Origin of the sequence: Neptunitalea chrysea, assembly GCF_027924145.1 — a bacterium.
Taxonomy (GTDB): domain Bacteria; phylum Bacteroidota; class Bacteroidia; order Flavobacteriales; family Flavobacteriaceae; genus Neptunitalea; species Neptunitalea chrysea.
In genome coordinates, this window is record NZ_BRVP01000010.1 from 55,114 (window position 1) to 82,113 (window position 27,000).

The following is a 27,000-nucleotide window of genomic DNA, read 5'->3' on the forward strand; positions in this document are numbered from 1 at the left end:
TTTTTATCACAAGTAAAACATCGTTTAAAAAAGGGGGTAGCTTAATGGGCAGACCCCTTCTTAATTCATTCCAATGTTTAGTAGATTCCTGTATTAATAACTAGGATTTTGAACAAGATTCGGATTTGCATCCATTTGTTGTTGAGGTATTGGCATGATATCTTTTCCTGCAGGAATGGTTATACCAAAATGTTCAAAAATATAGTCTTCGTGTTCTCCAGATCTTCTTAGTAACCACCATGTAGAGAATTCACCACCAAACTCATGTCTATATTCTTCTAGAATAGCGTCTAACAAATCTCCACTAGGTAAATTAGTTAAACCTGCACGGTTTCTAACTTGCATTAAATACTGCTCTGCAGTACTTGTATTACCTAAACGATAATGTGCTTCTGATAAGCTTAATAAAACATCTGCGTAGCGCAATAAAATAAGATTCTGATCACTAAAAATATTACCTTGACTAGCATCTATTAATGGATTTCTCCAATATTTAACTAAGTAGTAACCACTTCTAGTTTCTGGCGCCCACGGATTAGCAGAAGTACCACACGTATTAATACCTCCATAATTCGCCTGAACCATAGGGTAATCAGATATATTAATATCTGGATCTGGATGTTCCATATCAGGTCCTATTAACGTAGCATCTCTTCGTGTATCTCCTGACTCAAAAGAATCGAAAAAAGCTTCAGTTGGTACCGTATACCCACCATAAGTCTGAATCTCTATAGGCATTGTAAACCACTGGAAGAAGTTCATGTTATCATCATTACCTCCCCAGTTAGCAGCACCACTTGAAGAGTACATTTGAATTTCAAAAATAGATTCAATACCATTACGGTTATCATAATCATGAATATTCAAATAATCTGATTCTAAAGTGTAATGCCCATCTAACGTTTCATAAGCGGCTATAGCATCACTATAATTTCCTTGCCACATGTAAGCATTCCCCAAATAAGCCTCAGCAGCTCCTTTGGTGATTCTTCCTATGTTTTCAGCTGTGTATGACCAAGGTAATAAATCAACTGCAGCTTCTAAATCTGATACAACCTGTTGAAAAACTTCTTCTTCTGTACTTCTTGCTGTATACAAACTTTCTTCAGAAGTAGATGTAATACCTGTTACTAAAGGTACCCCTCCAAAGTTAGAGGCTAATATACTATAATACACACCTCTAAGTGCCAAACTTTCACCTACCAATCTGTTTCCTAAATCAGCATCAATATTACCAGCTTCAATCATATTTTGAATATTGTAAATTGCATTATTTGCAGATACAATACCAGAATACATTTTAATCCATAATTGGTTTAACCCACCAAAATCTGTTGGCACCTCATACGTATTATAAAAGGTATCACTACCTATATTATAAAAGTCTAATGTAGAATACGTATTAGGATAAAGTAACCCTTTCATATTCCCCTCTACAATATCCATCTGTAAAGCATCATAAATAGAAGTTACAGTAGCTTGTGCTGTAGTAGGATCTGAATATACAATATCGGAAGTTAATCCATCGTATTTCTGATCTATTAAATAATCATCTGAACATGATAGCGAGGTTGCTAATAAACCTACAGATACTATCTTAAAAATATGTTTTTTATTAAACTTCTTCATTTGTCAATTTTTTAGAATTGTAAGTTAAATCCAACTGTAATTGTTGCAGAATTTGGATACGCTCCAAAATCAATACCTCTGGTTTGTACACCTCCATTACCGTCAATATCAGTAGCCGTACCAATTTCAGGATCAAGACCACTATAATTTGTAATAGTAAATAAGTTCTGACCACTTATAAAGATAGTAGCTTTAGAAGCACTAAACTTGTCTAAAAGTGATTGTGGTAAATTATAACCTACTTTAATGTTTCTAAGTTTTACAAACGATCCGTCTTCAATAAAGTAATCAGAAATTCTTCCGTTACGGTTGGTATCTTCTACCACCGCTCTAGCGTATGTATTAGAAGGGTTATCCGCTGTCCAACGGTTATCATAATATTCTTGACTTACGTTTGTATAAACAGAGTTATAACCATAAGCACCTAAACTCTCGTTTTGACTCTTAATAAAGTTAAGAATTTCGTTTCCATAAGTACCGTAGAAAGCTACTTGGAAATCCCAATTTTTATAAGAAGCACTAAAATTAAGTCCACCATAGAAATCTGGCACAGGACTACCAATAACTTCTCTATCTTCTGCAGTAACCTCACCATCTCCATTTAAATCTTTAAATCTTCTATCCCCAGCAGCAATAGGATTTAAACCATATGCTGGTTGGTATTCACCATCAGGAGCATTGGCGTTCAAAGCATCGATTTCTGCCTGAGATTGGAAAATTCCGTCTACTCTATATCCGTAGAATGCACCAACATTACCACCTACATAAGATCTTGTAAATCCAGACCAGCTAGTGTTAAAGCTAGGTGTAAAGTTAGATGGGTACGTTACGAAATCTTGATTTCCTAAATCGGTAATCTCATTATTAATGATACTTACATTAGCAGAAACATCCCAAGTAAAATCTCCTTCTGTTTTTCTGTAACCTAACATAATTTCAACCCCTTTATTTTCAACGTTACCAGCATTTACAGACATTGTAGTAAATCCGTTTTGAGCAGGAATTGTCTGATCTAATAAGAAATCTTTAGCAGATTTATTAAAGTAATCAACAGTACCATAAAGTCTAGAATCTAATAATTCAAAATCTAAACCTATGTTTGTTTGTACTTGAGACTCCCAAGTTAAATCAGGGTTTGCAAGACTAGCCAATGCTAAACCAGTAACCGGAGTACCTCCAAAAACATATCCTGAGTTATCCTGAGTTTCTCCAGATGTATAAGAAGCCAAATATTTAAACGCTGCGATACCTTGGCTATTACCAGTTTGTCCCCAACTACCTCTAATTTTCAACACATCAAAAGCAGAATTTTCCATGAATGATTCTTGATCTACATTCCAAGCACCCGCTACAGATGGGAAAACACCATATAATTTATCTGATGAGAACTTATTCCCAACTCCATCACGTCTTACAGTAGTAGTGAAAGAGTATTTACCATCATAACTGTAGTTTAATCTAGCAAACTGGCTGGCAAAAGTTGCCGTACCATAAGTACCAGAATACTTAATAATACTTTCTGAAGAAGCAAGATCTCTAATACTATTATTTAAGTAACCCTGTCCAGTTGTAGAAATATTATTATAAATCTGCTTTTGTGCAGAAGAACCTAATAATAAATCAAAGTTATGTCCGTCGAATGCCTTCTTATAATTAACTAAAAATTCACCTAAATACTGTCTTGATTTAGACTGAGTAACTGAATACGTTGCATTCGCATTTTGGTCATTAGCACTTCTAAAGTACGTTGGCCTAAATGAACTACCACTATAGCTATTTAACTGATATCCAAATTTACCTGTAACTTTTAAGCCATCAATAATTTCATAATCTAAAGCTAAATTACTTAATAAGTTATCGTTAGCGTTATCATTATCATATAACAATGCATCAGCAATAACGTTGGTACTACTAGAAACTAAGTTACTATCTGTAAAAGCTCCATAATTTCCGTTATCATCATATGGCTCATTAATACCACCACCATTTAAATAAGGTACATTGTTAAATATTCTTGCAAAACCATAAAAACCTGCAGGTAAGTTGTTGTACGTTTCAGAGTACGCATATTTTACACTAGCTCTTGCTTTTAATCCTTTCGCAATATCGTAATCTGAGTTTAAACCGATATTGTATCTTTTATACTGTGCAGTAATAACAGTACCATCATCATCTACCATACCTAAACTAAAGGCTGTTCTAGATTTATCGCTACCACCTCTAATACTAATATTGTATACTTGCTTAAATCCGGTATCAAAAGCATAATCTTGCCAGTTAACAGTTCTTAAACTTTGTGGATCAGACCACTCAGCTAATGTTTCAACACCCTGAGCTTGACCTGTTTCTAACGCAAAACCTGCAAAAGTTGGTGCATCTAACATATCAATTTGTTGTGGAGTAGTCTGTACACTAACAAAAGCATCTAAAGAAACCACTATCTGGTCTCTAAGTCCGCTCTTAGTTTTAATAATTACAACCCCCGCATTAGCTCTAACACCATAAATAGCAGCAGCCGATGCATCTTTCAATACCGAGATACTTTCAATATCGTTAGGGTTTAAGAAAGAAATGTCTTGCGTTGGGAAACCATCTACTACATATAAAGGATCGTTACTACCAAATGAAGCAACCCCTCTAATGTTAATACTCATTGCAGATCCAGGACTACCCGAGTTTTGGGTAATTTGCACCCCTGATAATTTACCTTGAATTGCCTGATTTACATCAGTAGCAGGAAATGTTTCAAGCTCGTCACTTGACATCGTATCTACCGCACCTGTTAAATCTCTTTTAGTAGCAGTACCATATGCTACCAAAACAACTTCATCTAAAAGATTACTAGACATTTCTAATGCTACATCGATTTCGCTTTGATCACCTACTACAATTTTTTGTTCTTGCATACCTACATAGGTAAAAATCAAAACACTGCTTGATGTTACATTACGAAGCTCATACTTCCCATCAAAATCCGTTACTGTACCATTCGTAGTACCTTCTACAGTAACATTGGCACCTGGAAGAGGTGTCCCCTGATCGTCATTTACAGTTCCCGTAATCGTTTTTGTTTGTTGTCCTAATACAAGAAAAGAAACAAAAAACATACACGAGAAAAATAATATTTTAAGTTTTTCCATAAAAAGTTTGTTTTAATTTCATGCGCATCATCAGCAGAATTTATCGCTACCAAAAATTACACATTTTATAAATTGATTAACAAAACGAAATTATGAATATCGAAAACTAGTAACTAATCATATTTTGTCAAATTGTTATTATATTAATAATCATGTGTATATTTTTTTATAATACATTTTTTTGGCTTGTATATATGTGAATTCATTAATTTCAAACAAAAACACAGACATCTGTACGACTAAAAATCAATTGTAAAAACTATCTTTTCTTGGTTAAATAAAGCTATTACCATTCTATAAACCTACTGATAATCTACATATTTACTAATGAAAAGTTAATTTTCTTAAAGATTCATTCACCCACAATTAATTCCATAACACAACCTCCCCGTCAATTAATGAAAAGTATTTTTCCTGACTTACATTTAACTATATCTTATTTATATATAAATAATACATGCGCAAAATAGACCTAACACAATATTTTCATTTAATGATAAAAATCACAAGGCTTTTAATCATTTTTATAACATTATAGACCACACACTATCAATTACACTACTAATTTTCTAAATCGTTTACAGCAAAACTTATTAAAAACAATAACCCCTTGCTTTTGGCAAGGGGTTATACACATGAATTAATGAAATCAACAATTTATTCTAGTCCTAACTTTTTGTAATCAAAAAAATAGAAAGAAGCATCGTCATTCATAGCAGCAAATAAACCCTGCGTAAACGTTTTGTTTAACGGCACTGTTACTACATCGCAACCATCGGTTTCAACTGTAGATAAGTTTACCGCTTTTACAAACGTATTATCACTTCTTTTATAGATATTAAACTGCCCTTGTTGTTGGTCAGATACTATTACATATCCTTTTCCATTTGGTTTGGTAGCAATTGCTATACCTTCAATATCCTCAGTAAAATCTTGCTGACCAAATAAACCAACTTGTTCGTTCCCTTTAGATGGCTCGGCATAGTATTTCTTTACTCCGGTCATTTCATCAGAATAGTATACAAATCCTAGTTCATCATCTACTGCAATAGCTTCTATTTCTTTTTTACCACTAAAGCTTCCAAACTTACGAACCACTTCTCCAGTAACTACACCAAGACTGTCTGCCGTTAATTTGTATTGATATAAGTACCCTTCCAATGGTCCAGCCTTTCTACCAACAATTGCATACATAGCATCATCTTTTGGAGACTTATATAAACTTACACCCATAGGGTATCTAAATTCATTATTCTCATCATCTGCAAAAACTGGTATTCCTCCATTATCTAAAGGCTTCATGCTAGGTACAGAATACACTCTAATTTGTTGCTTTTCTCTTTCTGTAAAAACAATAATATCAGTTTTGGTGCTATCATTAATAGCAAACCCATATCGTAAATCTACATTATTTGGTCGCTTTACATTTAATATACACTTATCCTGTATTATTTTACCATCAAGATTAAAGGCATAAATACCCCCATTTGTATCCTTATCTGTTCCAAACACAATACTCTTTGAAGCATCTTGCGGATTTACCCATATAGCAGGGTCATCTGTATCATTAGGTGTTTTTTCTGTAATTACATCCGGTGCAATAGCCGGTAGTTTTTCTTTATTGTTACACGCAAAAAAACCTAAAGCGCATAAACCTATTATAAGTTTCTTCATTTTTAATGGTTTCTTAGAATATGTTATACTTTACTCCAAAGTTCAATCTTCTTTCATAGTACTCTAACTGCATTGTTCTGCTGCTTACCCCTTGATAGTAACGTAATGGTTGGTTAGTAATATTATGAATATCTGCATAAACACTTAGATTCTTGTTAATTGCATAGTTTACATTAAAATCTAAGAAAAACTGCTGATCGTAATATCTATCTTCAAAATCGTTTCCTCCTAATTCATCTAAGTATGCATCAGAGAAGTTTCCTGATAAACGAGCACTAAACTTCTTATCTGAATATGATAAAGATGCGTTAAACATGTTTGGTGCAGAACCTGGTAACGATAAATCACCTCTTTCATCACCATCTTCGTTACGGATACCCTTAGCATCTGACTCTAAATATGTATAATTTAAGTAAATACCAAAGTTTTTAGCAAAACCAGGTAAGAAATCTAACTGACGTTGGAAAGAAACCTCAGCACCGTATACAACAGCATTATCTCCGTTTAATGGTTGGTAAACTTCATAACCTTCGTCATTCTCTGTTACAAATGTATATGTAAAGTCACTGATGTTTTTAAAGAATACACCTCCCGATATAACCCCTACTGATTTGTAATAGTGTTCTGCCATAAAATCAAAGTTCATTGATCTAGCCGGATCTAAATCAGGGTTTCCTAAGATCAATTCTTCGTCTTCTCTATTCTCCTCAAGGAAAGGTACTAAATCTACATAGTTAGGTCTTGCTAACGTATTAGTCCATGCAAAACGTAAAACAGTATTCTCAGAAGCATTTAATTTAAAATGTAATCCTGGCAAGATATTAGTATAACTGCTACTTCCTTTTAACACCTCAGTACCAGCATAATCACCATCCTCATCAAAAATTATAGAATTTCCTGTACTCTCAATGTGTGTACTCTCCACACGAACACCAAACAATACATTTAATTTGCTCGATAATTTTTGATCTGCCATTACATAACCTGCATATACATTCTCTGTTACATCAAAGTTTGCTGTAAGGTATTCATCTGGTAAATCTTCTCCTTCAAATAAATCGGTATCGTTTAAGTTTAACCCTCCTAAATATTCTGCTGTTGCAAAATACCCAGCTTGGTATTGGCTACCTGCTAAGAAATTAGGATCAGAATAATCTTTAGTAGTAACATCTGCCATTGTTTCCATTCCTGAAAGTGGCGAGTACTCAATAAAACCATTATTTCTATTCTTATTTTTAAATCTACCTCTTGTACCAAATTTAAATGTACCCTCTCCTTGACCAAATAAGTTAGCTGGTAATTCAAAGTTTGCAAACACATTCAAATCATCCTCTTCTGTATATTGATTTTCTTCTGTAAGCTCACCAAATTCAAAGTTACCTAAAGCCAAATCGTCATCATAAACTGCTTTATATCTTGGGAATTCAGAATCAATAGTTCTAGCCACTAAAAATTCAGATTCAAACTCTATATAACGCTCATTCAAACGCTCTTCAGAAGCTTTCGCGTACGATGCCATCCAATCGAATTTCACACTACCAAAAAGGTGATTACCACCTAAAGTGTAGTTTTGCATACGCTGATCTTCTAAACGTCTGTTCTTGTTTCTATTGTTATTAATCCCTCCTTTTGTTTGACGCTTAGACTCTGCTAAAAAGCTAGTTAAATTTCCATTTTCAACAGTAAAGTCATTTGGTCCAATATCTTCACCATCTAAAATTTCATACTCTACTCTATATCTATTTTCTCTATCATCTCTCCAATTATACATAGACTTGAAGAAAATAGTATTGTTATCATTAAACTTATAGTCAAAGTTTGCCGAAAAACTTCTTCTTACACGTTCAACTAAATACGTTCTTAATTCAAAAGTACTGTTATAAGGATTAACATCTACAGACTCTAAATTATCTTCGTCTCCGTTATTATATTCAAACTCATCAGACCATTCTGCTTCAATGTTATCAGAACCAAAATCATTATCATTATAAGAAGCAGCAACCATCCATCCAAACTTACCGTTTTTAGTTCTGTCTCCTACTAAGAAAGACCCATTAACAATTGGCTTGTCTGTAATAAAGTTCATACCAGAACCCACAGTTGCAGCTAAACGAAACTTCTGAGGAGCCGAACGTGTAATTAAATTTACAGAACCTCCTAATGCGTCACCATCCATATCTGGAGTAACCGCTTTATTAACTTCAATTGTCTGAATCATATCAGATGGGATAAGGTCCATCTGTACATTTCTATTATCTCCTTCAGCAGAAGGAATACGGCTACCATTTAAGGTTACAGAGTTTAACTGAGGCGCTAAACCACGAATAATAATATTTCTTGCCTCCCCTTGGTCAACCTGCATTGTAATACCAGGAATACGCTTTACTGCATCTCCTATGTTAGAGTCAGGAAACTTACCAATTTGTTCTGTAGATACAACATTCGTAATGTTTGTATTGTTTTTCTGTGTATTTAAAGCTCTTGCTTGTCCGGCCAAACCAAACCCAATCACTTCCACTTCCTCAAGTTCTACATCCTGAGAATTTAAAACCACCTCTACCGAAGTTGTTTGTCCGGCAGTTACTGTTGCAGAAACTTTTGTATCTGCAAAACCTAAATACTTTACTAAGATAGTATACGATCCTTCAGGCACATTTACTAAGGTAAACTTACCATCTTGGTTGGTAATAGCCCCTTTACTTAAAGAGGTAATAGATACCGATGCACCTGGTACATAAATACCATAATCATCAGTAATAGTTCCTTGAATTGTTCCCTCTCCACTTTGTGCAAAACCGCAGAATAAGGCAACAAACCATGTTACAATAGCTAATTTTAAGCCGTTTGATTGTTTCATTGTTAGTGTTTTTTGTTTTAACCAAAATTATGTATATCAATACATTAAGCATTAAAATTAAAAGCAACAAAAGAGAAACAATCCATTTTTTAAGAGAAACAACAAGGCAACAATTAAGATTTATTTACATTACACTAACAATAAAGAAAAAACAGCCATTTTTAGAAGTCTAACATGAAGTTAACAAGCTCTTGTTTCTGATTTATTGGTAATTTTTTTCGTAGCCTGTGTCTTGCTACTCTAACACTATCTGGAGTGACTCTTAAAACTGATGCAATTTCTTTACTAGATAAGTTAAGACGAAGCAACATAGCTAATCGTAACTCAGTAGAGGAAAGTTTATGATCTGTAGCAGCAGAAATATTTTTAATAAAGTCAGGATGTATATCTTCAAAGAATTGCATAAACTCATCCCATTCTTCATCTTGCTCTAAAGACACCTCTAATTCCTTAGCCATTTCTTTAAGCTTAGATTGTACATCTATTTTAGATCTCGAAGACATATTTCTTAAGGTAGCAGCCACCTCAGATATAAGTTTGTTCTTTTGGGCTAAATTTAAACTATACTTAGAGAGTGTTACGGTTTTTAGCTGTATTTCATTTTGTAGATTCTGTTCTTCAATAGTTTTCTTTTCAATCTCAGCCTTCATGGTTCGTTCTTTATACTCTTGTATTTTCTGAGAAGCTTTACGCTTTTTAAACAGAAACACATATATAATAATACTAATACTAACCAATGTTAACAAGCCTAACCATAACAAGTTTTGTCTGGCTGTATTAACTTCGCTCTCTTGCATTAACAATTTAATCTGTGCTTCTTTCTGCTTGGTTTCATAAATTGTTTGAAGCACATTCATCTGATTAAAGTTAAGCGAGTAGAAAAGTTCCTCCCTAATTTCTTCGGCTTGTTTTAAATGTTCATAGGCATTTTTATAATCCTTCAAAAGTATATACGTTTTCGCCAAATCCTTATGAGCACTTTCAAGCTGATGCCCGTCATTAATACGTTCCGCCAATTCTTTTGCTCGTAATGTATAAGCTAAACCTTTTTGGTAATTACCGGTTTTTCTAAAAACATCTCCAAGATTATTAAGAATATTAATCAGTAAATCGTTATCTGTATGTTTAGCCAATTCATAAGCACGCTGAAAATACATATGCGCCTTATCAAACTGATTTAGATCTTCATATATACTACCTATATTTTCGTTTACTTGCGTTACACCTATATTGTCATTTAACGATGTAAATAAACGAAGACTATTTTGCTGCTCTATTAATGCTTTTGGGTAATCGCCCATTTTCTCATAGCAACCGCCCAATATTTCAGAAGTTTGTGCCTCGCCACGTATATATTTCAATTCACTACTTAATTTAGCAGCCTTTTTTAAATACAATTGAGCTTTAGCGTAATTTTTTAGAGATAGGTAAACATCGCCTAACCTATTCAAAACCTTCACCGAAATAGTATCTGGTTTAGTTAACGCCAAGGCTAAACTGTACTGATCTACAGCTTCTGTATAAATACCCGAGTAAAAATAAAAATCTCCTAAATCTAAATACTTGCTAATAAGCAACCTTTCGTCATTTCCTTTTTTTGCTACTTCTAAAGCATCTTTATATGTATGGAAAAGCGAATCATTGGTTGCACTCTTTAAAAACCCAGAATAACTTTGAGCAGCAGCTACACAGCTATAAAAAAAACTTATAACTAGTAGATATTGTAACTTTTTAATCAACACGAAACCTAATTGAATTAATGGGCTAAAGTCTTAAAATAATATTAAGCTAAAGTTAGCAAGCCGTCATTAAATGATTAAAATAAAAAAAACAACTTTCAGAAGCCCTCATAAATACAGGTGCTAGCGCCGTTTGTTAATAACCTTTTCAAATCTTTTGGCACTATATTTAAAAACAAACAGCAACAATTTATAATTTAACGCTTCCAAACTTAAAGCAGTTTACACTCTAACACTGCTTACCCATACAACTGATATACATCAACTTACAAAAAAAAGTAACAATTAAAACAAAAGTGTAATGGCTATTTTTGACAGAAGAATTAACTACAAACCATTCGAATACCCGGATGTATTACAATTTACAGAAGCTATCAATAAATCGTATTGGGTACACAGTGAAATTGACTTCACTGCCGATACACAAGACTTCCATTCTCACTTAAGTCAAGCAGAGCGTTCTGCTATCAAAAATAGTTTGTTAGCAATTGCACAAATAGAAGTTGCCGTAAAAACTTTTTGGGGAAACATCTATCTACATTTTCCAAAACCTGAGTTTAATGGCCTAGGAAGTACATTTGCAGAATGTGAATTTAGACACTCTGAGGCATATTCAAGATTATTAGAAGTCTTAGGACACAACGATGAATTTGTTGACCTTTTAGAAGTTCCGGTAATTAAAGAACGTGTAGAATACCTATCAAAAGCACTTAAAGACGCCAACTCTCAAGACAACAAACAATATGTAGTCTCACTTATCTTATTTTCAATCTTAATAGAGAACGTTTCATTATTCAGCCAGTTTGCCATTATACTTTCGTTTACGCGTTTTAAAGGACTAATGAAAAACGTGAGCAACATTATTGCTTGGACTTCTGTAGATGAGCAAATACATGCCAATGCTGGCATTTACCTGGTAAACAAGATAAAAGATGAATACCCTGATTTCTTTGACAATGACACCATGAATCATATTAAAGATACAGTTAAACACTCTTTAGATATTGAAAGCAAAATTCTAGACTGGATTTTTGAAGAAGGAGAGATTGATATCATCAATAAGACTGACTTACTAAACTTTATGAAGTTTAGAATTGATGACAGTCTTGAAAAAATAGGTATGGGCAAAATATACCATATAAGCGCCGAGGAATACGCCCCTTTACGTTGGTTTGAAGAGGAAGTATTTGCCAACAGTCTTGATGACTTTTTTGCCAAAAGACCTGTAGATTACACCAAACACGATAAGAGTATTACAGCACAAGATTTATTTTAATTTAACCTCTATTGCCATATGATTACAAGAGAATTACCACTAACCAATGAAAACGACGTCTCATTAAGAGAAAAACTTTGGTGGAAAAACGATGAAAGTGAACAGATATTAAACAGGGGTTATTTATTAAAAGGAGAAACCGTTGAAGGAGCTATAGACCGAATTACCACCGCAGCGGCTAAACGCCTTTACAAACCAGAATTAAAGGAATCATTTCAGGAAATGATTGAACGTGGATGGATAAGCTTAAGTTCTCCTATATGGGCAAATATGGGTACCGAAAGAGGGCTCCCTATATCATGTTTTAATGTTCATGTACCTGACCATATAGAGGGAATTACCCATAAATTAGGAGAAGTAATTATGCAAACCAAAATTGGGGGTGGTACTTCTGGTTACTTTGGTTCATTACGTGCTCGTGGTAGCGCTGTTACCGACAATGGCAAGAGTAGTGGTGCCGTAAGTTTTATGAAGCTTTTTGATACCGCCATGGATACTATTTCTCAAGGAGGTGTACGTAGAGGTGCCTTTGCCGCTTATTTAGATATTGACCACCCAGATATTGAGGAATTCCTAAAAATAAAAAACATCGGAAACCCTATCCAAAATCTTTTCTTTGCAGTATGCGCATCTGACTACTGGATGCAGGAAATGATTGACGGCGACATGGATAAACGTCGTGTATGGGCTAAAGTACTTGAGAGTCGTCAACAAAAGGGGTTACCATATATTTTCTTTACAGACAACGTAAACAGAAATAAACCACAAGTTTATAAAGACAAAGGAATGCAGATAAACGCAAGTAACTTGTGTTCTGAAATTATGCTGCCTTCTTCAATAGAGGAGTCTTTTATCTGTTGTTTATCTTCTATGAATCTTGAATTATATGACGAATGGAAAGATACAGAGGCCGTAAAGCTTGCTATTTTCTTTTTAGATGCAGTTTTACAAGAATTTATTGCCAAAACAGAAGGCAATCATTATTTGGCTTCTGCTAACCAATTTGCTAAAAACCACCGAGCATTAGGCCTAGGTGTGTTAGGATGGCACTCATACCTACAAAAGAACATGATTCCTTTTGAAGGTATGGAAGCCAAAATGAGGACTACCGAAATCTTTAAGCATATACGCGGTAAGGCCGATAAAGCAACCGAAGAATTGGCTAGAATTTATGGCGAACCTGAAGTATTAAAAGGCTATGGTAGAAGAAACACCACTACCCTTGCTGTTGCGCCTACTACCTCTTCATCGGCTATTCTTGGGCAAACATCTCCAGGGATAGAGCCATTTAGCAGTAATTATTACAAAGCAGGATTATCTAAGGGTAACTTTATTCGTAAAAATAAATACCTTAAGAAATTACTAGAAGAAAAAGGTCTTGATAATGAGGATACCTGGAGAAATATTATGTTAGACGGTGGAAGCATTCAGAAAATAGACGGACTTACCGCCGAAGAAAAGGCGGTTTTTAAAACCTTTAAAGAAATCAGTCAAATGGAAATTATCCAACAAGCTTCTATTAGACAGAAATTTATTGATCAGGCGCAAAGTTTAAATATCAATATTCCGGCTACTGTACCAATTAAAGATGTAAACAAACTTCTTATTGAAGCCTGGAAGCTTGGCATTAAAACGCTTTATTATCAACGTAGTCAAAGTGTTTCTAAAGAAATGGTAAACAACCTTGTTCACTGTAGCAGTTGCGAATCTTAATTAGACATTATATTCTTATAAATAGCAAAGCGCATGAATTAAAATTCATGCGCTTTTTTTATATCACTTATAAATGAATACAACAACCGATTTTTAAAGTTTCAATACACGTACAGCGTTAAAAACTGCAAAGCTTTGATGTAATTCATCTACATTAAATTTCTCATGATATTTACAGTGTTTTTCCTCTGCATACACACTACTAGAAACAACATAATTCGCTTCCTTACAAATTATAGCATCGTAATTCACTTCGTTGCTACTAGAAAAACACTCCTGAAGTCCCTTACCAACACGCACAGATACTTTTGAAATAGAATTAGCACCTGAAAACCTTCCATTACCCTCTTCCCAATAAACATTAGAATCACTATTAGCGATACTTCTTTGCGAAAACGCCAAATAACCTAAAAAAAACAGAAAAACAAGTAACACTACTCTATTCCTTTTCATCAATTAATCTTTTAAAGATTGTAAATATTAATTTTATAATTCTTTACACGATAAAAGTAAACCAAAACAAATAGATACATATACCACTTTTACGGTATATTTTAAGCTATAAAATAAAAAAGGCGTTCAGTAAAACTGAACGCCTTTTCTATATAAAATCTTCTACAAATTATGCTTCAAAAGGAACTATTGAAACATATGATCTGTTATTTCTCTTTTTCTCAAACTTAACAACACCGTCAACTCTAGCGTGTAAAGTATGATCTTTCCCCATGTAAACATTTTCACCTGGGTTGTGAGCTGTACCACGCTGACGAACAATAATGTTTCCAGCAATAGCAGCTTGTCCTCCAAAAATCTTAACGCCTAATCGTTTCGATTCTGATTCTCTACCGTTCTTCGAACTACCGACACCTTTCTTGTGAGCCATGTCTTATACTTTTTTTAAGGGTTAAATTAGCTTAACGCTTCAATTAATTCAGCTTTCTTCATTGAAGAATATCCTTCAATACCTTTTTCTTTAGCCATTTGCTTTAAATCTGCAACAGTTAATTTACTTAAATCTTCTGTTTCAGTAGCAGTTTCAGCTTTAGGTGCTTCTTCTTTTTTAGCAGCTTTTTCAGCTTCAGAAGCAGCTACACCTTCAATTACAATTTGAGTTAAAGCTTGTCTGTGACCGTTTTTAACCTTGTAACCTTTACGTCTCTTTTTCTTGAAAACAATAACCTTGTCTCCCTGTAAATGTTTTAAGACTTTAGCTTCAACCGAAGCACCGTCTATAGCCGGGGCGCCAATAGTAACCTTCCCTTCGTCGTCTAATAAAAGTACGTTATCAAAAGTGATATTTGCACCTTCTTCAGCAGACAAACGGTGTACATATACCTTCTGGTCTTTCGCAACTTTAAATTGCTGCCCTGCTATCTCTACAATTGCATACATAATGTATCCGTTATTAAATTAGTTTATTAAAAAATGAGTGCAAATATAGTGCTAATTCATTAAATTACAAACAGTTTATACATTTTACCCCATTTTTTCAAAACTCTTTGTGTTCCAATTCATTTTTTCACGCTAGATTAACACCTAAGCTACTAAAATACTTAAACTTACACCTTCTACAAATATAAATAATAACAGCGAAAATCATTGTGCAATACCGTAAAGTATCAGGTGGCTTAAACATGTTTACTCAATAATTGATATTAAATGCTCCATGGGCTTGCCCCGAAGTAGTTTACTAACAAAAAGTACACAATACAATATGCAGCCGAAATAAATCCGTAAAAAAAATGGTATTTTTCTTTCTTTCCATAACTTTATACTCTGTTAAAAGCTCCCCACATTTTTAGTTGATTGTAAATCAACAATAAAAAAACAGCCAAATTCTTTTTTTATCAGTACTTTAAGAGATAAATGTTAAAAAAAGACCAGCAAATGCTAAAATATGTAACATTCATATTAATATTAACACATATACAGACTGAATATCATTGATAAAAACTTTACAACAATGAAAAGAAACTTACTGACACTTGCATCTGTGATGCTCATTGGAGGTGCCACACTTGCACAAGAAGTTCCTTATGAGGAATATGATCTAGATAACGGACTTCACGTTATTCTTCATCAAGACAACACTGCACCGGTAATTACAGCCGGGGTTATGTACCATGTTGGCTCAAAAGATGAAGATCCAGGAAGAACAGGATTTGCTCACTTCTTTGAGCACCTTTTATTTGAAGGAACCGAAAATATAGAAAGAGGACAGTGGTTTGATATTGTTTCTTCACATGGTGGAAGCAACAATGCAAACACCACTCAAGACAGAACATATTACTACGAAACGTTCCCTTCTAATAACTTAGAGCTTGCTTTATGGATGGAAAGCGAACGTATGTTACATCCTGTTATAAATCAAATTGGTGTTGACACTCAAAACGAAGTTGTTAAGGAAGAAAAAAGACAACGTATAGATAATGCACCATACGGAAAGGTAATTTACGGAACTGGCATTAATCCGCATTTATTCGGAAAACACCCATACGGTAAATCGGTTATTGGTAGTATGGAAGATTTAGATGCTGCTCAGTTAGACGAGTTTATTGCATTTAATCACAAATTCTACAACCCTAATAACGCTGTTTTAGTAGTAGCAGGTGATATTAAGATAGATGAAACCAAAAAAATGATTTCTGATTATTTTGGCACTATCACTAACAACGCACCAAAACCAACCAGAACAGTAATTGAAGAAACACCTATTACTAATACTATAAAAGAAACTGAGTACGATTCGAACATTCAGATTCCTTTAAAAATTTTAGCGTACAGAACTCCGGGAATGAAATCTAGAGATGCTTATGTATTAGATTATATTTCTACCTTATTAACAGGAGGAAAAAGCTCTAGAATGTACAAGAAAATGGTAGATGAGCAAAAAATTGCCATGCAGGTTTTAGCCTTCCCTAGAACTATGGAAGACTACGGAACTTATATTTTAGGCGCTCTACCTTTAGGCGATGTTTCTCTTGATACCTTAACAACAGCTATGGATGAGGAAATCACAAAATTACAGACAGAGCTTATTACAGACAGAGAATACCAAAAACTAAGAAACCAATTCGAAAATCAGTTTGTAAACTCTAACTCAAGCATTCAGGGAATTGCTAATTCTTTAGCTCGTAACTATATGTTATATGATGACACTAGCTTAATCAATAAAGAAATTGAAATCTACAGAAGCATTACTCCTGAAGATATTAAGCGTGTTGCCAACGAATACTTAAAGAAAAACCAACGATTAGAATTAGATTATCTAGCTGAACCAGCTCAGTAATTAAAAAATAACAAAATGAGAAAAAGACTCACATTTATCATAGCAATATTAGTTGCCACAATGAGTGTAAATGCACAAATAGACCGATCTCAAATGCCTGAACCAGGTCCAACACCATCTATCCATCTAGGGACTCCTGAATTATACACCCTTAGCAATGGATTAACCGTGTTATTTGTAGAAAACCACAAACTACCAAGAATTTCTATTAGCTTACAAATTAACAATACTCCGCATACAGAAGGTGACAAAGCCGGTGTTGGAAGCTTAACTGCTTCTTTAATGGGTAACGGTACTACCAATATGTCTAAAGATGAATATAATGAAGAGGTAGACTTTTTAGGAGCCAGAATTAACCTTAGTGCTGAAGGTGGGTATGCACAAGCACTTTCTAAAAACTTTGAACGAATTACCGAGTTGATGGCCGATGGGGCATTAAATCCTAATTTTACTGAAGAAGAATTAGATAAAGAGCGCACAAAATTAATTGAAGGCTTAAAATCTGGAGAAAAAAGTGCTGCCGAAGTTTCTTCTAGAGTACAAGATGTACTTTTATACGGAGCAAACCACCCTTATGGTGAATACACAACGGAAGAAACATTAAATAACGTAAGCTTAGCAGACGTAAAAAAATACTACAAAACCTATTTTGTACCACAAAATGCATATATGGTTGTTACGGGTGATTTTCAGTTGAAGAAAGCTAAAAAATTTATTAAAAAGTATTTTGGCCCATGGTTATCTGCAAAAGCTCCTTCTATAACCGTACCGGAAGCGAATCCAATTCAGTATACTCAAATTGATTTTGTAAATATGCCAAATGCTGTACAATCTGAATTAGCAGTTGTGAGCCCTATTAAATTAAAGATGGCCGATGCAGATTACCCTGCAGTATTGGTAGCTAACTATATTTTAGGTGGTGCTTTTGGTAGTTACCTAAATATGAACCTTAGAGAAGAGCACGGATACACATACGGAGCACGATCTAACGCTTCTCCAGATGAATGGACAAATGGTGAATTTAGTGCTACTACTAAAATTAGAAATGCAGTTACTGATAGTGCCGTAGTGGAAACTTTAAAAGAAATTAAACGTATTAGAGAAGAACTAGTTACAGATAAAGATCTTTCTAATGCAAAAGCCAAATATTTAGGAAACTTTATTATGGCTACAGAAGATCCGAAAACTACTGCTCGTTACGCAGTGAACATTAAAACTAAAAATTTACCTGAAGATTACTACGAAACCTTCATTAGTAGAATTAATGCTGTAACTGCTGAAGATGTAAAACGTGTTGCCAACAAATATTTCCCATATAACAACCTAAGAGTAGTGGTTGTTGGCAAAGGTAGCGAAGTACTTTACACATTAGAAAAAATAGAATTTGAAGGTAAAACCATGCCGGTTTTCTATTTTGATAAATTCGGAAATAAAATAGACCGCCCTGTATTCTCTAAACCTATTCCGGAAGGTGTTACAGCTAAAACCGTTTTAACCGATTATATTGAAGCTATAGGCGGCATGGACGCTGTAAGTAAGGTTAAAACAATTATGATGACCGGAGAAACTAAAGTACAAGGAATGACCTTACAATTAGACATTAAAAGATCAGATAAAGGTCAATTGTCCCAAGCATTATCTTTAAATGGTAATGTAATGCAAAAACAAGTTATTAACGGAGACACGGGTTACATTGTATCTCAAGGTATGAAAAATGACTTAGAAGCGGAAGATTTGAAAAACGCCTCATATGAAGCATATCCAATACCAGAATATCAGTTATTAAACAATGACAACATTAAGCTAACAGCTATTGAAACATTAGACGGCAAAGACGTATACGTAGTTACTTTTAGTGATAATAAAACTTTCTACTATGATACCCAAACTCATTTAAAAGTCAGTAAAGTTGAAACTAACGAATTTAACGGTCAAGTTTACACTACAACTTTAACATTTAGTGATTACCGCGAAGTTGACGGAATAAAATTTCCATATATTTTTAAACAAACTACAGGTCCACAAGAGTTATCTTTTACATTAAAAGAAGTAAAAATAAACGAAGGAGTTTCAGATGCTGATTTTGAATAATTCTAAATAAAAATTACTTAAAAAGGATGCCTTGCGGCATCCTTTTTTATTATATACTATTCATATATATCTAAAAAAACAGTATTTTTGAGCTATATTAAAAACTACAAAATGAAAACTACGTTGTATTTATTAATGCTCCTTTTGTCTGTTAGCTTTACTTCATGTAACTCACAAACAAAAGAAGTTACCGCTGCAAAAGAAACAAAAGTTTTAGCTGCAAACTTTGAAACTACCGAATTTAATATTGACGGTATGATGTGCCCAACTGGCTGTGCCGCTAATATTGAAAAAAAATTAAACACCCTTGAAGGTGTTAAACATGCTAAAGTTGATTTTGAAAACAAAAAGGCTGAAGTATCTTTTGATAGCACCAAACTATCTTTAGAAGCTATTGCTACTACCGTAACAACCATTGGTGATGGTCATATGTACAAAGTATACAATATGGCTAAAACTGAAAAGACTGCTAAAGGAGGCTGTACTGAAAAGTGTAGTGCAGAAAAAAAAGCAAACTGTTCTGAAGAGAAAAAAGCAAATTGTACACCTGAGATGAAACAAGGGTGTTGTGCTAAAAAAATGTAATTAGCATTATATATAAAAATAAAAAGAGGCGCAAATTGCGCCTCTTTTTGTATACTTCTCTAACCTTATATTATACCACTCCTTGTGCAAGCATAGCATCTGCCACCTTAACAAACCCAGCAATATTGGCTCCTTTCACATAGTTTATATATCCATCTTCATCACCGTAAACAACACAGTTATCATGAATATTTTTCATAATTTCCTGTAACTTGTTATCAACCTCTTCCCTTGTCCAACTAATACGTAATGAATTTTGAGACATTTCTAAACCAGAAGTTGCCACCCCACCAGCATTAGATGCTTTTCCTGGTGCAAATAAAATCTTAGTCTCATGGAATTTATGAATTGCTTCAGGTGTAGAAGGCATATTAGCACCCTCGGCAACACATATACATCCATTGCTTAAAAGTGTTTCAGCAGCATCTCCATCTAATTCATTTTGCGTAGCACAAGGTAAAGCTACCTCACAAGCAATACCCCAAGGCTTTTCTCCCTTAAAGAATGTTGCGCTAGCATACTTATCTGCATACTCGCTAATTCTACCTCTCTTATTATTTTTAAGATCCATTACAAAAGCAAGTTTTTCAGCATCAATTCCTTCTTCATCATATACATAACCAGAAGAATCTGAAAACGTTATAACCTTACCTCCTAACTGTAATACTTTCTCTGCAGCATACTGAGCTACATTACCAGACCCCGAAATAACAACCGATTTACCGGCTATACTAGTTCCACTTCTTTGAAGCATATTTTCTGCAAAATAAACAGCTCCATACCCTGTAGCTTCAGGACGAATTAATGAACCACCCCAAGAAAGTCCTTTACCTGTTAAAACTCCGGTAAATTCATTCTTAATCTTTTTGTACATACCAAATAGATATCCTATCTCTCTAGCACCTACACCTATATCACCAGCAGGAATATCGGTATGCGGACCGATATGTCTACTTAGTTCTGCCATAAAATTATGACAGAAACGCATAATTTCAGCATCTGATCTTCCTTTCGGATCAAAATCTGAACCTCCTTTACCACCTCCCATAGGAAGCGTTGTTAAGCTGTTTTTAAATACTTGTTCAAAAGCAAGAAATTTCAAAATACTCATATTTACAGAAGGATGGAAACGCAATCCACCTTTGTATGGCCCAATTGCCGAGTTCATCTGAATACGGTACCCTCTGTTCACCTGTATTTCTCCTTTATCATCTACCCATGAAACTCTAAAGCTAATCGCTCTTTCCGGCTCAACCATACGTAAGAGAATGTTTTTACCATTGTAAATATCGTGCTCAGCAATATAATCAAGCACGGTTTCTGCAACTTCTTGTACGGCCTGAATAAACTCCGGCTCGTGTTGATTACGGGCTTTTACAAGCTCCATAAACGATGCAACTTTCTGATTCATTTAGTTTTGGATTTAAAAATTCACAAAATATAGGTACAAATATAGATATATTTTAAATACAATTAAAAAAAATTGGGTAAATATTAGGAATATAAGAATTTTAATATGTTCAAAATAACAAATTGGTATTTTCGACAATTGGATCATATTATCAGACGGAAGAACTTATATAAAAACACAATTGATTACAAATTTTATATATTTGTAATTAGTTCACAACAAGAAAAATGCAAATAAAAAAACAAATCTTTTTCCTACTTCTGCTATTCATCTTATCATTCAATAAGATGTTTTCTCAATTTTCACATGAAATAGGAATTATAGCAGGTCCTACTGCATTTCAATCTGACTACGGTGAGGACAAAAACTTTGACAACATTAAAGGAAACATTGGGTACAGTGTAGGTATTGTTCATTACATGAACCTTGCATTAAACTCTGACTGTGACTGCTTTAATAGATACACCTATTTTAACGATCACTTCATGATTAGAAATGAATTGGTTTATATGAATGTAACGTTAGACCACTTTGGTAAATGGGTAGACCCTAGTTTACAATCGGAAGTAGCTAACAGTTTAAGAGCTATGCATGGCGAAGTAAATGTCATTGATTTTGGTACTCAATTAGAATATTACCCTATTCCTTTAAGAGAGTTTATAAGTGGTAACTATATATTTGTACCGTATTTTGCTATGGGAACTCAGGCAAATTATTATTTCCCTTCAAATTATTCAGACTACGGTAATATTATTACACAAAACGAAGAGGTATTTTTACCTAAATATCAAAACGGACAAGTAAACAACGGAGCTAGAGTTGCTTTCTCAGCAACTGCTAACATTGGTATTAAAATAAAGCTTACAAGAGATTCTGATTTAATGGTTGATATGCGTTATCAATTTTATTTCTCTGATTGGATAGAAGGAATGAAACCAGACCCTAGTATATATACGGAAAATCAACGTAACGATTCAGCCGTTACCTTATCTCTAGGATATATTTTCTATCTATAATTTGGCTTACACTATTATATTATTCTTTTACTCACATCATATTTACGATGTGAGACTACTCTTTTAACAGGTTATTCCTTTATAAAAAAGCAAAGCCAATTCTCGTTTAGTATAGAGAACTGGCTTTACGTAACTAAATAACCAACCAAAAACTATTTTAATATTTTTAAGTGTCAAGCTTTTTGAATTTGCTTGCATCAAACTTTTCATTATTTCTTTTAATTCTCAATTTCCCTCTAGACTCTTCCAATCCCTTGCCATTTTTATTTTCTTTTAAGTATTGGATATAGCCTCTACCTCTAAACCTATATATTGTTCCAGAATACGGATGATACAACTCTATGGTTTCGTCATTTATAACGGACAACTCAAAGTATTCATTGCCTAAATAATCATAATCTAATGTTAAAGCTTTATACTGGTAACTTCCAGACATATCTAACACTTCATAAATACCTTCATAATCCCAATACAACTGATTAATACTTGTACCTGGAGCATCTACAGAAGACAAGAAAGTATCTCCATTACCATCTGGCAAAAATGCTAAATAGTTCTCTTGGTCAAAATCATTCACAGCACCAGCCTGACTCGTATATATTTTTTCCCAAGCCTCATACTCTTGTAAAAAGTAATGAATGTTATCATAAAATAACATATCGTAATCAAAAGTAGCACGCTGATATCCATATAGTATAAAAGATGTATTTGTAGCATAATTATACAAACGTAACTTATTAGCAGCAAGTTGCTCTACAGTAAAGTTCCATACACCATCTATATCATGATCTAATTGTAAAGTGGTACCATATGCGTCATAATACCCAACATCAATACCATAACCGTTCCCATTCCCATTTGCACCAATCCCCGATAAATTGTTGTTTGCATATAACACTCCGTTTCTAAATGAAATGGTAAAGGCTATTTGCATAAACGGAATCTCTCCATTAGCATCAGACTGATTAACATCTATATACCATAATTCGTACGAACGTGTTAACTCATCTAATGTAATGGTATCATCATAAAAATCATCTTCTATATAAGTCGTATTGGTACATGAAGAAAAAGTAAAAAGCATTACAGCTATTACCGATAGTAGTTTTATTGTTTTCATAAGCAGTTCAATTTCCGTGTTAATATACCAACCATAACTCAACTACTGTGCCATTTTTTTTCATAATTAGCTAACTAACTCATAAACAACACTTCATGTAATCCTATTTTTTTTAAGTAAATTTGAATATTCTATCTAATAATAAAAGTATGGAAAACATTGTTAAAGTAGCAGTGATTGGAGGAGGAAGCTGGGCTACTGCAATTGTAAAAATTCTTTGCGAGAATTTAGATCAAGTAGGATGGTATATGCGTAATACTAATGCTATTGAGCATATTAAAACCGAAAAACACAATCCAAACTACATAAGTTCTGTCGAATTTAATACAGACAAACTGAAGCTTACGAGCGATATTAATGAAGCTGTACAAGAGGCAGATGTTTTAATTTTTGCTATCCCGTCTGCGTTTTTGGAAAAAGAACTTTATAAATTAAATGTACCTCTTAACGAAAAAATAATTTTTTCGGCCATTAAAGGTATTGTACCCGAAACCGGTCTTATTGTTGGAGAACATTTCCATAATATTTACGAGATTCCATTTGACCATATTGGAGTTATAACAGGTCCCTGCCATGCAGAAGAAGTAGCCCTTGAAAGACTCTCGTACTTAACCATTGCTTGCCGCGATAGCAATTTGGCTAAAACGGTAGCCGATGCGATGAGCTGCGAGTATATTAAAACCAAAGTATCTGACGATATTATAGGGAGTGAATATGCCGCTGTACTTAAAAACATTTATGCCATTGCCGCAGGTATTGCCCACGGATTGGGGTATGGAGACAATTTTCAGAGTGTACTAATGAGTTGTGCTATTCGGGAAATGCGACGATTTATAAAACGTGTACATAAAATTAAAAGAGACGTAAACAATTCTGCTTACCTAGGTGACCTTTTAGTTACAGGATACTCTGTATTTAGCAGAAACAGAATGTTTGGTAATATGATAGGCAAAGGATACACCGTAAAGAGCGCTATGCTTGAAATGAACATGGTTGCCGAAGGCTATTATGCGGCAAAAAGTGCCCATATGATTATCTCAAAACAAGATTGTAAAAGCAAAACACCTATTATAAATGCAGTTTACAATATTTTATACGAAGGTAAAGACGCTAAGAAAACGTTTAAAAAATTAACAGATAAACTAGATTAAATACAAATAACTCTCCGTTATATTCATTACTCTTTTTTTATCTTTGAATAAAGAAATCTGAAATTGCAATTAGTTAAATCAACTGAACATACAATAAAAGACCCTACCATAGTTACCATTGGTACTTTTGACGGGGTTCATTTAGGGCATCAAAAAATTATAGAACATTTAATTGGTGCCGCTACTATTACTGGTTATAAATCGACCATACTTACGTTTTTTCCGCACCCGAGAATGGTGCTACAACAAGACAGCGATCTTAAACTAATTAACACCATTGATGAACGTATAGAACTTCTGGAGCAATCTGGTATTGATAGTCTATTTGTACATCCCTTTAGCAAAGAATTCTCAAGAATGAGCGCTGAAGAGTACGTGGAGAAACTACTAGTTCAAAAGATTAACGCAAAACGCGTGGTTATTGGCTACGACCATAGATTTGGTAGAAACCGAACCGCCAATATTGAACACCTTATTAAATACGGTGAAGCCTACAATTTTGAGGTAGAAGAAATTACTGCAGAATTAGTAGACAATGTATCGGTAAGTTCTACTAAAATTAGAAAAGCACTTTTAGAGAAAGATATTGAAACTGCTAATACTTATTTAGGATACGATTTTTTTATTACCGGTACCGTTGAACACGGCAAAAAAATAGGCAAACAATTAAATTACCCTACAGCTAACATTCATATTAAAGAAAGCTATAAGCTTATACCACCAATAGGTGTGTATTTGGTATATAGCATGATTGATAATCAAAAAGTATTCGGAATGTTAAGTATTGGATATAATCCTACTATTGCAGACAATATTCCGAAGACTATTGAAGTTAACTATTTTGGTATCGACAAGGATTTGTACAATCAAAAACTTAAAGTATACTTTTTAGAACATCTGAGAGGAGAAGAAAAATTTTCATCACTTGAAGATCTAAAACATCAACTAGGTTTAGATAAACAACAATGCTTATCTCTTATTGAACACAAATATGCTCAATAAATTCTTATTCAAACAAATAGACAATACAGCACTGATTGTTTTCAGAGTTGTTTTTGGGCTACTTATATTTTTAGAATCCGTAGGTGCTATTTTTACCGGATGGGTTAAAAACGCTTTTATAACTCCCAACTTTACTTTTACTTTTATTGGTTTTGAATGGGTACAACCCCTATCGGGTTATGGTATGTATTATTACTATGCCATTATGGGACTGTTTGGTTTTTTTGTAATGATTGGTTACAAGTATAAATGGAGTTTAGGTGGATTTACACTTATGTGGACCATTACCTATCTGATGCAAAAAACCAACTATAACAATCATTATTACTTGTTAATACTGCTTTGTTTAATTATGTTGGTGCAACCTGCACATAAGTACCTTTCTGTAGATGCTAAACAAAAGCCTGAAATTAAGTCGATAGCAATGCCTAATTGGTGCAAATGGCTTATTATTTTGCAAATGTGGATTGTATACACCTATGCATCTGTAGCTAAATGGTACCCCGATTGGTTAGACCTTTCTGTTATTAATGTAATGATGCAATCTAAAACAGACTATCCTATTGTAGGTAGCTTGCTACAATACAGATGGTCTCATGTATTTCTTGCGTATTCTGGTATTTTATATGACCTTCTGGTAATTCCATTATTACTATACAAACCTACCAGAAAATGGGCGTTTTTTGCTTCCATATTTTTCCATCTTTTTAATTCGTTTGTATTTCAGGTGGGGATATTCCCTTACTTATCACTGGCATTTTCATTGTTCTTTTTTGAACCACAAACAATACAACGCATCTTTTTAAAGAAAAAGCCTTTATATACAGGTGATGAAATACTATTACCTTCTTATTATAAAGTTATTAAATGGATAGGTGGAGCATACCTAGTCTATCAAATTCTAATGCCTTTACGACATTGGGCAATAGATGGTAATGTATTGTATACCGAAGAAGGACACCGTATGAGTTGGCGAATGATGCTTAGAACCAAAACCGGCTTTTCTAATTTTGTTATTGTTGACAAAAAAACAAAAGAACGAAAACGCATTAAAAAATCAGACTTCTTAACTAAAAAACAAGTGCGTATGGTATCTACAAAGCCCGATTTTACATGGCAATTTGCGCAGTATCTGAAAAAAAAATACGCCAAAGAAGGGAAAGATATTAGCGTGTACGTTACTTGCAGAACAAAGGTAAATGGCGGAAAAACTAAAACCCTTATTGATCCTAAAGTAGATTTGGCAGCAACCCAGTGGAACACGTTTAAACACAACGCCTGGATTATGCCCTTTGAAAAAGAATAGT

Annotated in this window: 19 protein-coding genes; 9 read left to right on the forward strand and 10 right to left on the reverse strand. The window is 33.9% G+C overall.

Translation table 11 applies throughout. From position 1 onward, the window contains the following. Window positions 1–93: 93 nt before the first annotated feature. The 5 genes from NBRC110019_RS08655 to NBRC110019_RS08675 form a co-directional block, all read right to left on the reverse strand. Window positions 94–1,629 carry a RagB/SusD family nutrient uptake outer membrane protein gene (locus tag NBRC110019_RS08655; protein ID WP_281754085.1) on the reverse strand — a complete coding sequence of 512 codons (1,536 nt, stop codon included), beginning with the start codon at window positions 1,627–1,629 and terminating at the stop codon, window positions 94–96. 11 nt (window positions 1,630–1,640) lie between these two features. Then, window positions 1,641–4,769, reverse strand: a complete 3,129-nt coding sequence (locus tag NBRC110019_RS08660; RefSeq protein ID WP_281754087.1) for a SusC/RagA family TonB-linked outer membrane protein — start codon at window positions 4,767–4,769, stop codon at window positions 1,641–1,643. A 657-nt stretch (window positions 4,770–5,426) separates the two neighbouring features. Further along, on the reverse strand, window positions 5,427–6,443 hold the full coding sequence (locus NBRC110019_RS08665; RefSeq protein ID WP_281754088.1) for a phytase: 1,017 nt from the start codon (window positions 6,441–6,443) through the stop codon (window positions 5,427–5,429). 13 nt (window positions 6,444–6,456) lie between these two features. Then, window positions 6,457–9,300, reverse strand: a complete 2,844-nt coding sequence (locus tag NBRC110019_RS08670) for a TonB-dependent receptor (RefSeq protein WP_281754090.1) — start codon at window positions 9,298–9,300, stop codon at window positions 6,457–6,459. Window positions 9,301–9,461: 161 nt separating this feature from the next. Continuing rightward, a complete protein-coding gene (locus NBRC110019_RS08675; RefSeq protein ID WP_281754092.1) occupies window positions 9,462–11,039 on the reverse strand; it encodes a tetratricopeptide repeat protein in 1,578 nt (525 codons plus the stop codon). Window positions 11,040–11,340: 301 nt separating this feature from the next. Between NBRC110019_RS08675 and NBRC110019_RS08680 the strand changes: the two genes are divergently transcribed. Beyond that, a complete protein-coding gene (locus NBRC110019_RS08680; RefSeq protein ID WP_281754094.1) occupies window positions 11,341–12,315 on the forward strand; it encodes a ribonucleotide-diphosphate reductase subunit beta in 975 nt (324 codons plus the stop codon). A gap of 18 nt (window positions 12,316–12,333) precedes the next feature. Next, entirely contained in the window at window positions 12,334–14,028 is a 1,695-nt protein-coding gene (locus NBRC110019_RS08685; RefSeq protein ID WP_281754096.1) for a ribonucleoside-diphosphate reductase subunit alpha, read from the forward strand. A gap of 93 nt (window positions 14,029–14,121) precedes the next feature. On the opposite strand, the gene NBRC110019_RS08690 is transcribed toward NBRC110019_RS08685, so the two are convergent. From NBRC110019_RS08690 to rplU, 3 genes are all read right to left on the reverse strand, one after another. Further along, window positions 14,122–14,481: a hypothetical protein gene (locus NBRC110019_RS08690; protein WP_281754098.1), complete on the reverse strand. Its 360-nt coding sequence runs from the start codon at window positions 14,479–14,481 to the stop codon at window positions 14,122–14,124. Between the two features lie 169 nt (window positions 14,482–14,650). After that, the gene (gene rpmA, locus NBRC110019_RS08695) at window positions 14,651–14,911 is read right to left on the reverse strand and encodes a 50S ribosomal protein L27 (RefSeq protein ID WP_281754100.1); all 261 of its coding nucleotides are present in this window, start codon (window positions 14,909–14,911) and stop codon (window positions 14,651–14,653) included. Window positions 14,912–14,937: 26 nt separating this feature from the next. Then, window positions 14,938–15,420: a 50S ribosomal protein L21 gene (gene rplU / locus NBRC110019_RS08700; RefSeq protein ID WP_281754101.1), complete on the reverse strand. Its 483-nt coding sequence runs from the start codon at window positions 15,418–15,420 to the stop codon at window positions 14,938–14,940. A 571-nt stretch (window positions 15,421–15,991) separates the two neighbouring features. On the opposite strand from rplU, the gene NBRC110019_RS08705 reads away from it, so the two are divergent. The 3 genes from NBRC110019_RS08705 to NBRC110019_RS08715 all read left to right on the forward strand — a co-directional run bounded on the left by NBRC110019_RS08705 (window position 15,992) and on the right by NBRC110019_RS08715 (window position 19,993). Next, window positions 15,992–17,317, forward strand: coding sequence for a M16 family metallopeptidase (locus tag NBRC110019_RS08705; RefSeq protein WP_281754103.1), 1,326 nt, complete (start codon window positions 15,992–15,994; stop codon window positions 17,315–17,317). A gap of 15 nt (window positions 17,318–17,332) precedes the next feature. After that, entirely contained in the window at window positions 17,333–19,408 is a 2,076-nt protein-coding gene (locus NBRC110019_RS08710; RefSeq protein WP_281754105.1) for an insulinase family protein, read from the forward strand. A gap of 111 nt (window positions 19,409–19,519) precedes the next feature. Continuing rightward, window positions 19,520–19,993, forward strand: a complete 474-nt coding sequence (locus NBRC110019_RS08715; protein WP_281754107.1) for a heavy-metal-associated domain-containing protein — start codon at window positions 19,520–19,522, stop codon at window positions 19,991–19,993. A 70-nt stretch (window positions 19,994–20,063) separates the two neighbouring features. Here the strand turns inward: NBRC110019_RS08715 and gdhA are convergent, their stop codons facing one another. Next, on the reverse strand, window positions 20,064–21,404 hold the full coding sequence (gene gdhA / locus NBRC110019_RS08720) for an NADP-specific glutamate dehydrogenase (RefSeq protein WP_281754109.1): 1,341 nt from the start codon (window positions 21,402–21,404) through the stop codon (window positions 20,064–20,066). 227 nt (window positions 21,405–21,631) lie between these two features. On the opposite strand from gdhA, the gene NBRC110019_RS08725 reads away from it, so the two are divergent. Continuing rightward, window positions 21,632–22,420 (forward strand): THC0290_0291 family protein, encoded by a 789-nt coding sequence (locus NBRC110019_RS08725; RefSeq protein ID WP_444980198.1) that lies wholly within the window; start codon window positions 21,632–21,634, stop codon window positions 22,418–22,420. 166 nt (window positions 22,421–22,586) lie between these two features. Here the strand turns inward: NBRC110019_RS08725 and NBRC110019_RS08730 are convergent, their stop codons facing one another. After that, the gene (locus NBRC110019_RS08730) at window positions 22,587–23,540 is read right to left on the reverse strand and encodes a nicotinic acid mononucleotide adenyltransferase (protein WP_281754113.1); all 954 of its coding nucleotides are present in this window, start codon (window positions 23,538–23,540) and stop codon (window positions 22,587–22,589) included. A 149-nt stretch (window positions 23,541–23,689) separates the two neighbouring features. On the opposite strand from NBRC110019_RS08730, the gene NBRC110019_RS08735 reads away from it, so the two are divergent. From NBRC110019_RS08735 to NBRC110019_RS08745, 3 genes are all read left to right on the forward strand, one after another. Further along, window positions 23,690–24,691, forward strand: coding sequence for an NAD(P)H-dependent glycerol-3-phosphate dehydrogenase (locus NBRC110019_RS08735; RefSeq protein ID WP_281754115.1), 1,002 nt, complete (start codon window positions 23,690–23,692; stop codon window positions 24,689–24,691). Window positions 24,692–24,754: 63 nt separating this feature from the next. Continuing rightward, window positions 24,755–25,693 (forward strand): bifunctional riboflavin kinase/FAD synthetase, encoded by a 939-nt coding sequence (locus tag NBRC110019_RS08740; protein WP_281754116.1) that lies wholly within the window; start codon window positions 24,755–24,757, stop codon window positions 25,691–25,693. Next, complete coding sequence (locus tag NBRC110019_RS08745) at window positions 25,683–26,999, forward strand: HTTM domain-containing protein (protein ID WP_281754118.1); 1,317 nt, start codon at window positions 25,683–25,685, stop codon at window positions 26,997–26,999. The genes NBRC110019_RS08740 and NBRC110019_RS08745 overlap by 11 nt, the downstream gene beginning before the upstream one ends. The last annotated feature ends 1 nt before the right edge of the window (window position 27,000 follow it).

Excerpts from the sequence above, each read along its gene's own strand:
- rpmA (WP_281754100.1), bottom strand. The coding sequence starts at position 14,911 with ATGGCTCACAAGAAAGGTGTCGGTAGTTCGAAGAACGGTAGAGAATCA.
- NBRC110019_RS08665 (WP_281754088.1), bottom strand. The coding sequence starts at position 6,443 with ATGAAGAAACTTATAATAGGTTTATGCGCTTTAGGTTTTTTTGCGTGT.
- NBRC110019_RS08710 (WP_281754105.1), top strand. The coding sequence starts at position 17,333 with ATGAGAAAAAGACTCACATTTATCATAGCAATATTAGTTGCCACAATG.
- NBRC110019_RS08655 (WP_281754085.1), bottom strand. The coding sequence starts at position 1,629 with ATGAAGAAGTTTAATAAAAAACATATTTTTAAGATAGTATCTGTAGGT.
- NBRC110019_RS08680 (WP_281754094.1), top strand. The coding sequence starts at position 11,341 with ATGGCTATTTTTGACAGAAGAATTAACTACAAACCATTCGAATACCCG.
- NBRC110019_RS08690 (WP_281754098.1), bottom strand. The coding sequence starts at position 14,481 with ATGAAAAGGAATAGAGTAGTGTTACTTGTTTTTCTGTTTTTTTTAGGT.
- NBRC110019_RS08670 (WP_281754090.1), bottom strand. The coding sequence starts at position 9,300 with ATGAAACAATCAAACGGCTTAAAATTAGCTATTGTAACATGGTTTGTT.
- NBRC110019_RS08745 (WP_281754118.1), top strand. The coding sequence starts at position 25,683 with ATGCTCAATAAATTCTTATTCAAACAAATAGACAATACAGCACTGATT.
- rplU (WP_281754101.1), bottom strand. The coding sequence starts at position 15,420 with ATGTATGCAATTGTAGAGATAGCAGGGCAGCAATTTAAAGTTGCGAAA.
- NBRC110019_RS08705 (WP_281754103.1), top strand. The coding sequence starts at position 15,992 with ATGAAAAGAAACTTACTGACACTTGCATCTGTGATGCTCATTGGAGGT.
- NBRC110019_RS08715 (WP_281754107.1), top strand. The coding sequence starts at position 19,520 with ATGAAAACTACGTTGTATTTATTAATGCTCCTTTTGTCTGTTAGCTTT.
- NBRC110019_RS08660 (WP_281754087.1), bottom strand. The coding sequence starts at position 4,769 with ATGGAAAAACTTAAAATATTATTTTTCTCGTGTATGTTTTTTGTTTCT.
- NBRC110019_RS08730 (WP_281754113.1), bottom strand. The coding sequence starts at position 23,540 with ATGAAAACAATAAAACTACTATCGGTAATAGCTGTAATGCTTTTTACT.
- gdhA (WP_281754109.1), bottom strand. The coding sequence starts at position 21,404 with ATGAATCAGAAAGTTGCATCGTTTATGGAGCTTGTAAAAGCCCGTAAT.
- NBRC110019_RS08725 (WP_444980198.1), top strand. The coding sequence starts at position 21,632 with ATGCAAATAAAAAAACAAATCTTTTTCCTACTTCTGCTATTCATCTTA.
- NBRC110019_RS08685 (WP_281754096.1), top strand. The coding sequence starts at position 12,334 with ATGATTACAAGAGAATTACCACTAACCAATGAAAACGACGTCTCATTA.
- NBRC110019_RS08735 (WP_281754115.1), top strand. The coding sequence starts at position 23,690 with ATGGAAAACATTGTTAAAGTAGCAGTGATTGGAGGAGGAAGCTGGGCT.